The 15,051-nt window shown below is 72.2% G+C and carries 12 protein-coding genes and 1 other RNA gene; 5 read left to right on the top strand and 8 right to left on the bottom strand.

The window, feature by feature from the left end:
• Nucleotides 1–7 precede the first annotated feature (7 nt).
• The 5 genes from VFC33_03315 to VFC33_03295 all read right to left on the bottom strand — a co-directional run bounded on the left by VFC33_03315 (nucleotide 8) and on the right by VFC33_03295 (nucleotide 4,682).
• Nucleotides 8–283, bottom strand: a complete 276-nt coding sequence (locus VFC33_03315; protein ID HZR12258.1) for a ubiquitin-like small modifier protein 1 — start codon at nucleotides 281–283, stop codon at nucleotides 8–10.
• Nucleotides 284–357: 74 nt separating this feature from the next.
• The gene (locus VFC33_03310; protein HZR12257.1) at nucleotides 358–813 is read right to left on the bottom strand and encodes a M67 family metallopeptidase; all 456 of its coding nucleotides are present in this window, start codon (nucleotides 811–813) and stop codon (nucleotides 358–360) included.
• A complete protein-coding gene (locus VFC33_03305; protein ID HZR12256.1) occupies nucleotides 810–3,116 on the bottom strand; it encodes a xanthine dehydrogenase family protein molybdopterin-binding subunit in 2,307 nt (768 codons plus the stop codon). The genes VFC33_03310 and VFC33_03305 overlap by 4 nt, the downstream gene beginning before the upstream one ends.
• A gap of 58 nt (nucleotides 3,117–3,174) precedes the next feature.
• Entirely contained in the window at nucleotides 3,175–3,753 is a 579-nt protein-coding gene (locus tag VFC33_03300) for a class I SAM-dependent methyltransferase (protein HZR12255.1), read from the bottom strand.
• On the bottom strand, nucleotides 3,750–4,682 hold the full coding sequence (locus tag VFC33_03295) for a nitronate monooxygenase (GenBank protein ID HZR12254.1): 933 nt from the start codon (nucleotides 4,680–4,682) through the stop codon (nucleotides 3,750–3,752). The genes VFC33_03300 and VFC33_03295 overlap by 4 nt, the downstream gene beginning before the upstream one ends.
• A gap of 19 nt (nucleotides 4,683–4,701) precedes the next feature.
• Here VFC33_03295 and VFC33_03290 point away from each other — a divergent pair, with 19 nt between their 5' ends.
• The 4 genes from VFC33_03290 (at nucleotide 4,702) to ssrA (ending at nucleotide 7,653) form a co-directional block, all read left to right on the top strand.
• On the top strand, nucleotides 4,702–5,676 hold the full coding sequence (locus VFC33_03290) for a 3-keto-5-aminohexanoate cleavage protein (protein HZR12253.1): 975 nt from the start codon (nucleotides 4,702–4,704) through the stop codon (nucleotides 5,674–5,676).
• 24 nt (nucleotides 5,677–5,700) lie between these two features.
• On the top strand, nucleotides 5,701–6,174 hold the full coding sequence (gene smpB, locus VFC33_03285) for an SsrA-binding protein SmpB (protein ID HZR12252.1): 474 nt from the start codon (nucleotides 5,701–5,703) through the stop codon (nucleotides 6,172–6,174).
• 92 nt (nucleotides 6,175–6,266) lie between these two features.
• Nucleotides 6,267–7,163, top strand: coding sequence for a hypothetical protein (locus tag VFC33_03280; protein ID HZR12251.1), 897 nt, complete (start codon nucleotides 6,267–6,269; stop codon nucleotides 7,161–7,163).
• Between the two features lie 134 nt (nucleotides 7,164–7,297).
• Nucleotides 7,298–7,653, top strand: a transfer-messenger RNA (tmRNA) gene (gene ssrA, locus VFC33_03275).
• Between the two features lie 29 nt (nucleotides 7,654–7,682).
• On the opposite strand, the gene VFC33_03270 is transcribed toward ssrA, so the two are convergent.
• Nucleotides 7,683–8,606, bottom strand: coding sequence for an NADP-dependent oxidoreductase (locus VFC33_03270; protein HZR12250.1), 924 nt, complete (start codon nucleotides 8,604–8,606; stop codon nucleotides 7,683–7,685).
• 201 nt (nucleotides 8,607–8,807) lie between these two features.
• Here VFC33_03270 and VFC33_03265 point away from each other — a divergent pair, with 201 nt between their 5' ends.
• Nucleotides 8,808–9,770: an adenylate/guanylate cyclase domain-containing protein gene (locus VFC33_03265; protein ID HZR12249.1), complete on the top strand. Its 963-nt coding sequence runs from the start codon at nucleotides 8,808–8,810 to the stop codon at nucleotides 9,768–9,770.
• A 19-nt stretch (nucleotides 9,771–9,789) separates the two neighbouring features.
• Here VFC33_03265 and VFC33_03260 read toward each other — a convergent pair whose 3' ends face one another.
• Both VFC33_03260 and VFC33_03255 read right to left on the bottom strand, forming a co-directional pair.
• Entirely contained in the window at nucleotides 9,790–12,960 is a 3,171-nt protein-coding gene (locus VFC33_03260) for a kelch repeat-containing protein (GenBank protein ID HZR12248.1), read from the bottom strand.
• 128 nt (nucleotides 12,961–13,088) lie between these two features.
• Nucleotides 13,089–15,051 (bottom strand): hypothetical protein (locus VFC33_03255; GenBank protein ID HZR12247.1); only part of this gene is annotated, 1,963 nt, incomplete at its 5' end.

The raw sequence follows: 15,051 nt of genomic DNA, 5'->3' as shown, positions 1-15,051 counted from the left end.
GTGCCGGCTACCCGCCGGCGACGGCCGGGAGGATCGAGATCACGTCGCCGTCGTCGACCTTCGTGTCGAGCTGGTCGAGGTACCGGATGTCGTCGTCGTTGCGGTACACGTTGACGAACTTGTGCAGCCCGCCGTCGGCGTCGACGACCTGGCCGGACAGCCCCGGGTAGCGCTTCGTGAGGTCGGCGACGACCTCGCCGACCGTCGCACCCTGCGCCTCCACGCTCGCCGCGCCCCCGGCGTGCGGGCGCAGCAATGTGGGCAGACGAACCTCGACCGGCATGGTCCCCATGCTACAAGCCTGACCCGGACGGTCGGAATTACGAAGATGCGGCACTGACCGACGGAAAGCGTCAGTCAGTGCCGCATCTCCACCACGACCTGGGTCTCGCGGATCTCGCCGTCGCGGATGCGGTAGGCGCGCAGGACGGGCGCGCCGTCCTTCAGCGACACGATCACGTACACCCAGCCCGGCTCCGCGGCCTGGCGGACGTCGGTGTCCGACGGGTACGCGTCGGTGTGGGTGTGCGAGTGCCACACGCCGACCAGCGCGCCGCCTGCACCCTCGGCGTCGCGCAGCGCGCGGATCATGTCGCGCGAGTCGACGGTGTACGTCCGTGCCGACGCGTCCGCGTTGCGGGCCGGGTAGACGCTCGTGACCAACCCGGTCGGCTCGCCGTCCTCGGTGACAGCACCGCCGAGGAGGCCGCACGCCTCGTCGGGGAGACCGTCGTAGCAGTGGCCGACGATCGTCTCGTACTGGCGCACCGACAGCCGCAACGTCGGCCGCGCGAACGCAGACCGCCCGGTCACGACGACACGCGAGCGGACTCGATCGCGCGCCACACGCGCTCGGGCGTCGCCGGCATGTCGAGATGACGGATGCCGAGGTACGAGAGCGCGTCGACGACGGCGTTCTGCACCGCGGGCGTCGACCCGATCGTCCCGGACTCGCCGATGCCCTTCGCGCCGAGCGGGTTGAGCGGTGTGGGAGTCTCGGTGTGCGTGGTCTCGAAGCTCGGCAGCTCCGCCGCGCTCGGCATCGCGTAGTCCATGAGGTTGGCGGTGAGCGGGTTGCCGTCCTCGTCGAAGACGACGCCCTCGAAGAGCGCTTGCGCCGCGCCCTGCGCGACGCCACCGTGCACCTGGCCGCGGGTCAGCAGCGGGTTGAGCACGCGGCCGCAGTCGTCGACCGCGACGTGCCGGAGGAGCTCGACGCGGCCGGTCTCGGTGTCCACCTCGACGACCGCGACGTGCACGCCGAACGGGTACGAGGCCTCGCCCTGGTTGAAGTCGAGCGCGACGGCGAGCGCGGGCTCCATCCCGTCGGGCCGCTTCGACGGGTCGTTCGCCGCGGCCGACAGCTCGGCCCACGACAGCGCGGACGCCGGCACACCCGCCACGCCCAGCCGGCCGTCGTCGGTGAGGACGATGTCGTCGGCGTTCGCCTCGAGCAGGTGCGCCGCGAGCTGCTTCGCCTTGTCGAGCACCGCCTCGCTCGCCTGGAACAGCGCGCTGCCGGCCGTCTGCAGTGACCGCGAGCCCATCGTGCCGCTCCCCCGCGGCACCAGCGCGGTGTCGGACTGCACGACGCGCACCGACTCCATCGGGACGCCGAGCATGTCGGCGACGATCATCGAGAACGCCGTCTCGTGACCCTGGCCGTGCGCGGACGTCCCGACCGCGGCCGTCACCGTGCCGTCGTCGTGCACCTCGACCGATCCGAACTCCTGGAACAGGCCACCCGCGGTCACCTCGACGTACGCGGACACACCGATGCCGAGCTGCTTCACGTCGCGGCGCTCGCGTCGCGCGCGCTGCTCGGCGCGCAGCTCGTCGTAGCGAGCGATGCGGATCGCCTCGTCGAGCGCCTTCTCGTAGTCGCCGACGTCGTAGTTCGCGCCCGTCGCCGTCGTGAGCGGGAAGTCGTCCGGCTGGAGGAAGTTCCGCCGGCGGATCTCGACCGGGTCGATGTCGAGCTCGTCGGCCGCGATGTCCACGATGCGCTCGAGGAACGCGGTCGCCTCCGGACGGCCCGCACCGCGGTACGCGGCGACGGGTGTCGTGTTGGTCGCGATGCTGCGCGACGTCACCTGCACCTTCGGGATGCGGTAGACGCCCTGCCCCATCATGCGCGTGAGGTACGGGAGGAACGCGCCGGTGCTCGGGTACGCACCCGCGTCACCGACGATGTCGGCCTTCACCGCGACGATCGTGCCGTCGCGCTTGAGACCCATCTCGACGTACTGGATCTGCGCGCGACCCTGCACCATCGCGAGCAGGTTCTCGGAGCGCGTCTCCGCCCACTTCACCGGACGGCCGAGCGCGCGTGCGATCGTGGCGGCGATCACGTACTCGACGTACAAGCCGGTCTTGGCGCCGAACCCTCCGCCGACGGCGGGCGCGATCACGCGCACCTTGTCCGTGTCGAGACCGAGCGCGGCGGCGAGCGGGTCGCGCACGCCGAACGGTGCCTGCGTCGGCGCCCAGACGGTGAGGTCGACCCCGTCGGCCGGCCGCGGGTCGACCACGATCCCGTTGGGCTCCATCGGGATCGCGGCGACGCGCTGGTTGACGAACCGGCCCTTCACGACGACATCCGCGCCGTCGAGCAGGTTCGGGTCGTCGCCGAAGTCGAACGTCATCGCGACGTTCGACCCGTGGTCCGGGAACAGGACGGGCGCGTCGTCCGCGAGGCCCGCTTCCGGGTCGACCACCACCGGCAGGGGGTCGTAGTCGGCGATCACGGCCTCGGCCGCGTCCGTCGCCTGCGCGCGCGTCTCCGCGGCGACGACCGCGACGATGTCGCCCACGAAGCGGACGACCTCGGACGCGAGCGGCGGACGCGCGAACACCGGCGGCAGCATCACGAAGCCCTGCACGGGCGCGAGGTCGAGGTCGGCGGCCGCGTACACGGCGGCGACGCCCGGCATCCGGGCCGCCTCGCTCGTGTCGACCTCGGTGATCCGGGCGTGGGCGATCGTCGAGCGCACGAACACCACGTGCAGCAGGTCGGGCAGCTGCAGATCGTCGAAGTAGCGCGTCTCGCCGCGCAGGATGCCGGGATCCTCGCGGCGTCGCACGGCGTTGCCGAGGATCGAACCGGAAGCGGGCATCGAGACGGACCTCCGTGGTCACCTGACGTCACGGGCGGGACGGGACTCTACGCGCAGGTCAGGCGGGGGCCGCGACCGAGAGCCGGCGTGTGTCGCCGAGCGGCTCGTCGCCGAGGAGCACGAAGTCGGAGTCGTGGAGCGCGTCGCGCATGGGCGCGTGCTCGACGACCGCGAGGAGGCCGCTCGGCACGAGCAGCTCGCGGAGCGCGCGCAGCACGGCGCGCTCGTCGCCGACGTGGTGCAGCACCATCGACGCCCATGCAACGTCCGCGCGCCCAAGTGTGTCGACCGCATCGGGGAGGTCGACGCGTCGCGTCTCGACCCGTGCCGCGGGTCCGAGCCGTGCGGCACGCGCGGCCGCGTGCTCGAGCATCGTCGGTGACGAGTCGACGGCGACGACGGTCGCCGAGCGGAACTGCTGGGCGAGGACGCACGTCGCGACGCCCGGACCGCAGCCGATGTCGAGCACGCGACGGACGTCGACGCCGCGCCGCCCGGCCGCGCCGGCGAGCAGCGCCGCCGCGCGCTCGACCTCGTCGAGCAGGCCTTCTGCTTCGCGCTCGAGCCGGGCGGCCTCGGCCTCCGTGTCGAAGCCGTGCGCCCGACCGTGCGCGCGCCCGTGCTCGTGCGCGCTCACTCCTCGGCCGCGCGCTTGCCGAGCGCGACGAGCACGTCACGACACTCGGCCACCGTCGTCTCGATGATCTCGCGGACGGGCCGGACGCGGTCGATGCGTCCGGCGACCTGACCGCCGAACGCGAACCCACCCTCGAGGTTGCCGTTGAAGTACAGGTCGAGGATGCGCGCGAGCTCACCGAGCGACACCGACTCGTCACGCTCGAGCGCCTCGCTGTACGCGGTGCGCAACACCCGGAAGCCGGGTCGCGAGAAGCGGTTGAGGAAGACGGTGTCGGTCTCGGCCGAGTCGATCACGAGCTGCTTGTAGTTCGCGTGCACGGGCGACTCCTCGGCCGAGACCATGCGTGTCCCCATCTGCACGCCCTCGGCGCCCAGCGCCATCGCGGCGGCCATCGAGCGCCCGTCCGCGATGCCACCGGCGGCGACGACCGGCACGTCGACCTTCGAGCACACGAGCGGGATCAGGACCATGCTCGACACGTCGCGCGGGTTCTTGAAGCCGCCGCCCTCGCCGCCTTCCGCGACGAGCCCGTCCACCCCCGCGCCGACGGCTTTGAGCGCGGCGCGCAACGTCGGCACGACGTGGAACACGGTGAGGCCGGCCTCCTTCAGCAGCGTCGTGTACCGGGTGGGATCGCCGGCCGACGTCGTGACGAACCGGATGCCGTTGTCGACGACGAAGTCGACGATCGACGGATCGCGTACGAACAGCTGCGCGATGTTGACGCCGAACGGCTTGTCGGTGAGGTCGCGCATCGTGCGGATCTCGTCGCGCACCTCGTCGAGCCGGCCAGACGACGTCTCGATGATCCCCATCGCGCCGGCGTTGGAGACCGCCGACGCGAGCTGCGCGCGGGCGATGTAGCCCATGGGCGCCTGGATGATCGGGTGCTCGACGCCGAGGAGCTCGGTGACACGGGTCCGCATGCGCGGTGATACTGCCACCATGGCCGACACCGTGATCGAGGACGCCGTGATCGAGGACGCCGTGAGCGAGGACACCGTGAGCGAGGACGCCGTGATCGAGGACATCGACGGGACGCCCGTCGTCATCGAGGCCGCGCTCAACGGCGTGACCCGCCGGGAACGCAACCCGATCGTGCCCGTCATGCCCGACGAGCTCGCCGCGGACGCGATCGCGTGCATCGACGCGGGTGCGACGGTCGTGCACACGCACAGCCACGACATGCGCGCGCCGGCGGAGCAGAACGCCGAGGCGTACGCGCAGGCGTACCGCGCGGTGCTGCGCGAGCGGCCCGACGCGATCCTGTACCCGACGAGCGGGCTGGGTCCCACGATGGCCGACCGCTACCGGCACATCGAGATCCTCGCCGACGAGGGCCTGATCCGAGCGGGGTTCGCGGACACCGGCTCGGTCAACCTCGGCGGCACCGGAGCGGACGGGCTGCCACCCGAGTCCGACTACGTGTACACCAACACGTTCCGCGACATCCGGTACGTCCTCGACGTGTGCGCGCGTCTGCGGCTCGGTCCGAGCGTCGCGTGCTACGAGCCCGGGTTCCTGCGCGTCGTGCTCGCGTACTACGACGCGGGCGCGCTGCCGGCCGGGACGTTGGTCAAGTTCTACTTCTCGGGTGGCGCGTTCCTCGGCGGGCCGGACGCGTTGCCGCTGTGGGGTGCGCCGCCGACCGCGGAGGCTCTCGCGATGTACGTCTCGATGCTCGGGGCGCGCGACATACCGTGGGCGGTCGCGGTGCTCGGCGGCAACGTGTTCGACACGCCCGTCGCCCGGCTCGCGCTGGAGCAGGGCGGCCACCTGCGCGTCGGGCTGGAGGACGACCAGGACGGCGGACCGAACGTCGACGCGGTCCGTCGCGCGGCGAAGCTGTGCGCGGAGGTCGGACGCCCGGTCGCGTCTGCTCCCGAAGCTTCACGTTTGCTGGGGCTGCCGCGCTCGTAGCCGCTAGTAGCGTCGGTCGTCGTCATGGCAGACAAGCGCGAGCGCGGCGACCGCACCGTCATCACCAACCGGCGCGCGCGACACGACTACCTCGTGCTCGACACATACGAGGCGGGCATCATGCTCGCGGGCGCGGAGGTGAAGTCGATCCGCGACGGTCGCGCCAACCTGCAGGACGCCTACGCGCGCGTCGAAAACGGCGAGGTGTTCCTGCACGGCATGCACGTGTCGCCGTACGCGTTCTCGCGCGCCGAGCACGACCCCGTCCGTAAGCGGAAGCTGCTGCTGCACCGGGGCGAGATCGACGAGCTCGCGCGCAAGACGGATGAGCGGGGCGTCACGCTCGTCCCCCTGCGCGTGTACTTCAAGGACGGGCGGGCCAAGGTCGAGCTCGCGCTCGCACGGGGCAAGCGCAGCTACGACAAGCGCCAGGCGATCGCAGCCCGCGACGCGAAGCGCGAGGCCGAGCGGGAGCTGAAGGCCCGGGGCCGCGGGTAGCCGTTGACGTTCATGCGTCGCTCGTCGTTGCTGTACGACGACCAACGACGCATGAACGCTGGAGCCAAGGCGATTGCGGTCGATGAGACGGGGTGGTCGACCACGCGAGACGGCCGTGGCGCGAGCGCGCCCTTCGACGGCTGCGCGGCCTGACCGAGGCCGTCGACCGTCCCGGCGCGCCCGCTGACGGTTGGGAGCCCGCCGAGGACGACGTCGTCGACGGCGAGATCGTCGAGGACGAGATCATGGAGGTCGAGCCGGCGGCCGCACCCGTGGTCGCCGTCGCGCGTCCGTCGGCCGGCGCCCATGACCACGCCGCGGAGCGGCGACGGCGCCGGTTCCGCGCGGTGATCCTCGAGACGTACCCGAGCGTCGCCGAGCACGTGCTCGCGCTGGCCGAGGCCGGTGCCGACGCCGAGCTCGACGACTGGCTCGAGGTCGCCCGTCTGCTGTCGGACGACGTGCGCCACCGCAACGGCGGCCTCAGCGCGCAGGCGCGGCAACGTGCCCTCGAGCAGACGGTCGCGGCCGCGATCGAGGCGCAGGCGAGGTCGTCGGCCCGGCTCGCCGGCTACCCGGACGACGTGCACGACGACCCGTCACCGATCGAGGGCGACCCGCCCGGGATGCTGCTGTGGGAGCACTACGTCGTGCCCGAGGCCCGCCTGGCGCTGCAGAGCCTGCACGGCGAGGCGCTCGGGAACTGGCTCGACGCGCTGAACGAGCTGTGGGAGTCGGCCCACGCCGTCTACACGGAGTCGGTCGCGAGGGCGGAGCGTGAGCGCCCGCAGCCGGCACACGGCGACCCGGCGCACGGCGGGCCGGCGCACGGCGACGTCGCCGGGGTGCTGGGCGCGGTCGCGGCACTGCCCGCGGGTCCGACCGTCGCCACGACGGCCGCGCCCGCGCCACCGCTCGACGCACGGGAGGCGGCCCGCGTCCGCCTCAAGGCCGCGCTCGTCGCCGTCGAGGAGCTCTCGTTGTGGTGACCGCCCCGCACGTGTGCCTGGCCGAGCGCCGCCATGCGGCGACGCACGACGCACAAGCGGCAGGCGGGATTGCCCGAGCCGTGGCGCTTGTAGACTGAACGTTCCGGTCACACGCACGACCGGGCGCTTGACAAGGGGGTGCGTGGCTTCGATTCCGAGGATCGAGGCGGGTGAAGCGAGCCGACGTCGCCGGATCGTCGTGAAAGAGCCGGCACCACAAATACATGCCGAGGACAACCTCGCACTCGCTGCTTAATCACTAGGTAGCGCGTCCATTCCGGCCCGGTCGCTCGGTCGGATCGTGGGCGTCATGCAGAGCGACTCACCGCCGGGACATGCCCGAGGGCCCGGCGGGACATCGCACTCGGGCTGGGGTCGCCGTCAGGCGCCGGTGAACGGCGGTGACCCGAGACTCTCCTCATCGGCTGCGCTCGGAGAAGCCCCGGCAAGAGCTCGGAAGACGCGGGTTCGACTCCCGCCACCTCCACGAACGAACGACCGAACGACGACCGCGCGACGTCAGGGTGTGAGCACGACCTTGCCCGGGATGTGCTCCGTGGACTTCGCCATGAACGCTTCGCGCGCGTCGGCGAGGCGGTAGACCGCGCCGACGTGCGCGTGCAGCGTCCCCTCGTCGACGAGACGGGCGATCTCGCGCAGTTGCGTGCCGTTCGCGTCCCGCACGAAGTGGACGGTCCGGATGTCGGTTCGGTCGGTCTCGGGCGGCGCCATCACGGAGACGAGCGCGCCACCAGGCTTGACGATCGCCGGTGACCCGGCGAGCACGTCGCCCCCGATCGCGTCGTAGACCAGGTCCACCTGGCCGACGCTGGTCTCCCAGCCTTCACGGTCGACGTCGACGAACTCGTCCGCACCGAGCTCCAGCACGCGGTCGCGCGCGTTGGCCCGGCCGGTCCCGATGACGTGCGCGCCGGCCCAGTGGGCGAGCTCCACGCCCGTCGACCCCACCCCACCCGCAGCACCGTGCACGACGACGGTCTGCCCGCGTTCGAGGTGGCCGTGGTCGAACAGCGCCTGCCACGACGTCAGGCCGGCCTGCGGGATGGCCGCGGCTTGCACGAAGTCGACGGTCGCCGGCTTGGGCGCCAGGCTGCGAACCTCGATCGCGACGTAGTCGGCGGCCCACCCGTCGCGGTACCCGTCGATGAGACCGAACACCTCGTCCCCGACGGACACGCCGGCCGCCCCGTAGCCGAGCGCGACGACGACGCCCGACCCCTCGTGGGCCGGGATGCGCGCGCCCCGCTCGTGCCCGGCTCGGTCGGTCGCCAGCGGCCACATCAGCTCGGTCGGCGTGAAGCTCGCGGCGCGCACCTCGACGAGCGCGTCGGCGACGGCGGGCCGCGGATCGGGCGCGTCCTCGTAGACGAGACCGTCGATGCCCTCGAAGCCCTTCGGTTCACGGATGCGAACGGCCTTCATGGGAGCCCTCCCTTGTCACGTCGGTGGGTGCCGCGATCCGGGTCGGTTCGTCGGCTCTACCCAACCGACGAACGGCATGTGGCCGCATCGACACCGGCGGCCGAGGAATCGGGCCGCGTGGTCGCCGTCCGCGAGCGACGGACCCGGCCGTCGAGCGCTTCTCCTCGGCAGGCTCGGGCGCGCGTCCCTAGAGTGCGCGGCATGGCCGACGAGGTGAGGCCGGACGCGCACCTCATCGCCCGGGTGGGCTCGAACGACCCGCAGGAGATCGCGATCTACGACCGTCTGTTCGTGGGACGCGATTGCACGGGCATCGAGGAACGTCACCGGCTCCTCGTCGACGACGTCAACGTGTCCCGCAACCATCTGGAGATCCGCGTCCGGCGTGACCACGGGGCGTCGGTCGTCGACACGAGCACGAACGGCACGCGCCTCAACGGTGTCCGCATCGAGCGCGCGGTGCCCGTCCCGCTCGCGTCCGGCGACCACCTGACGGTCGGCTCCATGGACCTCGAGTTCCGCACGGACTGGTCGCGCCCGCAGGGCGCGCCGGCGGGGACCCAGACGATCCGCTACGTGACCGACGCCGATCTCGTGACGGTGGTCGGCGACATCGTCGGGTTCTCGACGATCAGCCACACGGTGCCGAGCCGCGTCGTGATGGAGAGCCTCGACGCGGTGCTCGTGGAGCTGCGCGCGCTCCTGACGCGCTACAAGGGGACGCTCAGCAACTACGTCGGTGACGCGTTCTTCGCGGTCTGGGAGACAGACTCGGTTCCGGACGCGCCCCGCCACGCGCTCGACTTCGTCGTCGCGGCGGCCGCGCGGGTCGATGCGGTCGCCTCGACGCTCGCGCTGCACGCGGTCGACGGCGGACCCATCCGGATGGGCTGGGGGGTCGCGCGCGGTGAGTCCTCGATGAGCTCCATGACGGGTGCGCTGCTGGGCGTCGTCGGCGATGCGGCCAACCGCGCGTTCCGGCTGTCCGCGCTGGCTGCGCGCCACGGTTACGGCGACGTCCTCGTCGACGACGCGCTGTACGCCGACGTCGGCGCGCACTATCCGTTCGAGGACGCCCAGCAGGTGACGGTGAAGGGCCTCCGGGACCCCGTCCTCGTGCACGCGCTGCGCCTGCCGATCGCGGGCGAGGTCGTGGACCCGTGAGGCTCGCCCCGGCGCGCCGTCAGCCGAGCGTGAACGCCTCGGCGGTGGTCAGCGAGGCGACGTGCCCCGGCGTCGCCGTACCGCCGATCGCGTAGACGTTGTCACCAACGGCGAGGACGGCCATGCCGTGGCGCGGCGTCCTCATCGGCGGGAGCGCGGACCACGTTCGTGTCGTCAGATCGAGCGCCTCGACGTTGCCGTACACCGAGGTCGGGCTCTCGCCGCCGAGCGTGACGAGCCGGTGGCCGACGAGGACCGCGCCGAGGTCACCGCGCGGCGTCGGCATCGAGGGCAGCTTCGTCCACGTGTCGGACGCGGGGTCGTAACGCTCCACCGCGCCGGAGTTCTTGTCGGACGACAGCATCCGTCCGCCCACCGCGTACACGTACCGACCGTCGGACGCAGCCGCGAGGTGGTCGCGCGGCGTCGGCATCGGAGCGACGTCGCGCCAGCGCGTCCCGTCGAACACCTCCGTCTCGCGGACGAGCCGGTGGTTCGCCTGGCCACCCGTGACGACGACGCGATCGCCCACCACCGCCGCGGCTCCGGCCGCGCGCGCGTGGTTCAGGTGCGGCAGCTCGACCCAACTCCCGCCCCGCAAGGCGAACACGCGGTCCGACACGATCGCGTCCGTGCTCGATCCCGACGGCACCCAGCCGCCGATCACCACGATCTCGCCGCGGTCGACGACCGCCGTCGCGTGGTTCAGCGCCAGCGGGAGGTCGGGCCCGGCCTCCCATGTCGAGATCGTCGGGTCGTATCCCAGCGCCTTCGCGGTGGACGTCGTGCCGTCGCCGACGAGACCGCCGAAGATCCACAGCGTCCCCTGGAACGTCGTCGACGCGACCTGTTGCCGCGCGATCGGAGCGTCAGGCAGCGCGCGCCACGGCGACGCGTTCGGGAACGCGCGCAGATCGACGGACTCGGCGGTCGCGAGCGAGTCGACGTGACCGGGTGCGCCCGCGCCGTCGAACGCGTACAACGTCGTGCCGACCGACAGCACCGCGAGACCGTGGCGTGGTGTGCGCATCGGCGTGAGCTTCGACCACGTGCCGGTCGTGAGGTCGAACACCTCGACGGTGCCGTACACGGACGTCGGGGCCTCGCCGCCGAGCGTCACGAGCCGGTTCCCGACGACCGCCGCGCCGAGGCCGCCGCGCGCGGTCGGCATCGGCGGGAGCTCCGTCCACTGGTTCGTCGACGGGTCGTAGCGCTCGAGCGCCGCGAAGTTCTTGTCGGCCGACAGCGCGCGCCCGCCGACTGCGTACAGGTACCGGCCGTCGGACGCCGCGGCGAGATGGTCGCGCGGGGTAGGCATCGGCGCGACGTCCGTCCAGCGCGTCCCGTCGAACACCTCGGTCTGCGGTACGAGGAGGTGGTTCGCCTGGCCGCCGGTGACGACGATCCGATCGTCGACGACCGCCGCGGCGCCTGCCGCGCGCGCGTGGTTCATGTGGGGCAGCTCGACCCAACTCCCACCGCGCAACGCGAACACGCGGTCGGAGGTCGTCGCGTCCAGGGTCGGGCCGTCGGGCACCCAGCCGCCCATCACGACGATCTCGCCGTGGTAGTCGACCGCGATCTCGTGGTGCAGCGGCAACGGGAGGTCGGGCCCCGCCGTCCAGTTCTCGATCGCCGGGTCGAACGCCTCGACCTTCGTGGTGGCGGCGCCGTTCGTGAGACCGCCCAGCACCCACACGCGGCCCTGGTACACGGTCGACGCCACCTGTTGACGCGCGGTCGGCGCGTCCGGCAAGGCGCGCCAGGCGGTCGGGGCGGCGTTGACGGGCGCGGCCGGCGTCGACCGCGCCGCGCGCTCGGGATGGCTGCCGCCCCCGCGGGTCAGCGTCCAGGCGATCGCGGCGACTCCGGCCAAGACGACGATCGCAGCCGCGATCGCGGCCACGAGGGCTCGCTGCCGCGGTCGTCGAGCGCGCGTGCTGTCGGGCTGATCGTGCGCCCGGTCGCGGTCCGCGGCGCGTTCCGGCGCGCGCGGGTCGGCGACCGACGGTGCGTCGCTGGTGCGCGCGCGGGTCGCGTCCGAGACATCCGCCGGGACTGGCACGTCCGCGACCGCCGGTTCCTCGACGTGCTCGTCGACGCTGACCGGCTCGGGTGTGCCGGCCGGCGCGTCGTCCCCACCGGTGGCGTGGTCGCGCAGCTCGGGGTGTGCGAGCTGCACCGGGACGTAGTCGCCGGGGACGGGTTCGCGCGGCTCGCCGCGCGCGGGTCCGGTCTCGACCGCGGTCGGCACGGTGACCTTCGGCACCGGTTGGATCTCGCCGAGCGCGGCAGCGAGCACCGGCCCGCTCGCCGACACGGGGACGTTCGTGCGCGCGAGCCATCCGCGACCCCACGTCCGTGCCGCGCAGCTCGCGATCGCGACACCGAGCTCCTCGGCGCTCTGGTACCGATCCGCGGGCAGCGTCGAGATCGCACGATCCGTCACCGCGGCGAGCTCGGCCGGCACATGGTGCGCGGCCTCGAGCAGCGGCGGCGGGACCTCGTGGACGTGCCGGTAGAGGATGGTCGCCGGGTCGCTGTCCGCCGGGAACGGCAGCCGGCCCGCGAGGAGCTCGTAGAGCAGCGTCCCCGCCTGGTACACGTCGGTCGCGGGCGTGAGATCGGCACCACGCGCCTGCTCGGGAGCGATGTACGCGGGCGTCCCGAGGACCTCGCCCGCGCGAGTCGCGAGCGTCGACGAGCCGCCCACCACCTTCGCGATGCCGAGGTCGGTCACCTTCAGCGTGCCTTCACCCGAGAACATCAGGTTCTCGGGCTTGATGTCGCGATGCAGCACGCCGTGCTGGTGCGCGTGGTGCAGTCCGGCGCAGACCGCGAGCAGGATGGCGCACGAGACATCGGGTGTGAACCCGCCTGCATGGAAGCGGCTCCACACCGTTCCTCCGGTGAGGCGCTCCATCACCAGGAGGCAGAGGCCGTCGTAGTCGACGAAGTCGTAGATCGCGACGATGTGCGGGTGGTCCAACGTCGCGAGCACGCGCGCTTCGGCGATGAAGCGCGCGCGCACTGCCGGATCGGCGCCGAACGCGCGCGGCAACTGCTTGATCGCGACGAGCCTGCCGAGCTGACGATGACGGCCGGCGAGAACGACGCCGTACGCGCCGCGACCCAGCTCGCTCGTGATCTCGTACGCCGGGAGTGCCGCGAGCACGCGCTCGTCGACCACGGCGGAAGCGTAGCGACACGACGCGTCGTGAGCCCGTTGCCGCTCGCGTCACGAGACGCACGAGCGTCGTGGCCGCCGCACTGCGCGGCGGCCACGACACAGACCGGGCGATCGTCGGGGGACGACCGTCACGTCGTCTTGACGATCCCCCACGTGATGAGCTCGTCGGCGCTCGTCGGGCGCTCGAACAGGAACCAGCCCGCGCACGGGCCGCCGCTGCATCCGTTCGAGGTGCTGTTGAGCCACTGGTTCCGGTCCACGTCGAGGTAGCGGCGCTGCCACTGCAGGCAGTCCCACTCGATGAACACGCCCTCCCAGTCGGTCTCGCGCCGGGGCGATGCACACGAGACGTTCGCGCTCCACAGGTCGTACTCGCCGCGCGCGTCGAACGTGATCCCGGCCTCGTTCCGCAACCACGGACCGGGCGCGCCCGTCTGACCGGCGAGGAGCTGTCGCAGGTCGGCCTCGGTCGGCACACGCCAGCCGCCGTCGCGACCGCTCGTCACCGCCCATCCCCTCGACGTGAAGTCGTCCGGATAGCTCGGGCCGTTGTCGTACGGGAGCCCGGGCAGGTCCTGCGTCGGGTCGACCCTCGATCCGTCGAACGTACCCGCGCAGCTCTTCGGGCCGGTCGTGCTGGGCGACGAGCACGCGACGGACGTCGCCCACAGCAGACCGGTCCGGTAGTCGAACGCGAGCTTCGGCAACGGTGCGAACCGCGCGAGCTGCCCGCCGGTACGGGTCCCGTCCGGCCGCCTCGCGCCCTGCACCGCGTCGTCGTACGCGTCGATCTGCTTCGTCACGGACGTCGCGTCGCGGCTCTCCCACCGCCAGTAGTTCGCGGCGAGCGTGATCATCGACACCTCGAGGTCGGTGAAGTACCGCACCGCGCCGAGCAGCTGGCCCGAGTCGGCCTGGTTGAAGAAGCTGTGACGCTTCGACACCGCGCTCGAGAACACGGTCGGCAGCCGCGACGCGTCGAGCACGCCTGTCGTCTGCGACGCCGCGTCACCCGAGATCTGCTTCGGCAGGGCGATCACCTTGCCGCTGTTGATGAGGTCGCGGATCTGGTCGCGCAGCTTGCCCGGATACCGCGCGCTGTTGTCACCGAGCTCGACGTCGCAGAAGCTGTTCACGGGGTAGGGCGCCGGCTGCCCCGCGCACGTGCGTCCGACGAGCGCGAAGTCGAGCATGGCCTGCTCGATCGCGCTGGGGTTCATGAAGTTCACGAGGTTCTCGTACGCGCTCTGGTTGATCGCGGCCAGCAGGCTCGCCTTGAGGTCGGCGATCTGCGACGAGATCTGGTTGAGCTTGTCCATGACCTCCTGGTGCATCTTCTGCGCCTCGGTGCCGACCATGCGCAGGAGGTCGCCGAAGCCCGCGTACTTGCACTTGTCGGAGGTCGGGTTCGTCCGGCACTCGTAGCTGTTGGCGCCGTCGCGGAGGCTCTCGAACGCCCACTTCGCGATGTCGATCTCGAAGCCGTTCGGCGACGCGGTCGGGGCTGCATGGAGGCCACCGCGCGCGTCGAGCATCGTGTCCGGGACCCGGAAGTCGGTCGACGGGTCGAGCCCCGCGGGAACGCCGAGCGTCGCCGCGACCTTCGTCCACGCGGCGCCACGATCGGTCCCGGGATGCGCGTCGCGATACGCGGCGATGAGGTTGGTCGCGGTGTCGACGGCCACGAGGCCGTGGTCCGCGTCGTAGCCCTGCACGTCGGCTGCGAGCGGGCTGGCGAGCGGGCGCCCGTCGACCGTTCCGCCCGTCGCGATCACGCGGAAGTCGCGCGGGAGGTCGGTCGCCTCGACCGCGAACGCGCCGGACGCGAGCGTGTCAGTCGGCGCGGTCGCGATCGGCGCGCCGTTCGCCGCTCTGAGGCTGACCGCCGCGCCCGCGACCGGATCCCCCGCGTCGACGACGCCGACGACGACCGTGGTCGGGTTCGCGGCTCGCGGCGCCGACTGCGCGCGCTGGGTCGACTTCGACGACGTCGTGCACGACGTCAGCGTCGCCGCCGCGACCACCGACGACACGAGCACGCTCGTCCTCCGCATCGCGCGCGAGGTCATGCTTCCCGCCTTCGTCGAGCAG

Source organism: Acidimicrobiia bacterium (assembly GCA_035651955.1).
GTDB lineage: Bacteria > Actinomycetota > Acidimicrobiia > IMCC26256 > JAMXLJ01 > JAMXLJ01.
This window is presented reverse-complemented; position numbering and strand designations above follow the sequence as displayed.

Coding starts and splice junctions, on each gene's coding strand:
- VFC33_03295 (HZR12254.1), bottom strand. CDS start 4,682: ATGCGGACCCGTGTCACCGAGCTCCTCGGCGTCGAGCACCCGATCATC.
- VFC33_03305 (HZR12256.1), bottom strand. CDS start 3,116: ATGCCCGCTTCCGGTTCGATCCTCGGCAACGCCGTGCGACGCCGCGAG.
- VFC33_03270 (HZR12250.1), bottom strand. CDS start 8,606: ATGAAGGCCGTTCGCATCCGTGAACCGAAGGGCTTCGAGGGCATCGAC.
- smpB (HZR12252.1), top strand. CDS start 5,701: ATGGCAGACAAGCGCGAGCGCGGCGACCGCACCGTCATCACCAACCGG.
- VFC33_03315 (HZR12258.1), bottom strand. CDS start 283: ATGCCGGTCGAGGTTCGTCTGCCCACATTGCTGCGCCCGCACGCCGGG.
- VFC33_03265 (HZR12249.1), top strand. CDS start 8,808: ATGGCCGACGAGGTGAGGCCGGACGCGCACCTCATCGCCCGGGTGGGC.
- VFC33_03290 (HZR12253.1), top strand. CDS start 4,702: ATGGCCGACACCGTGATCGAGGACGCCGTGATCGAGGACGCCGTGAGC.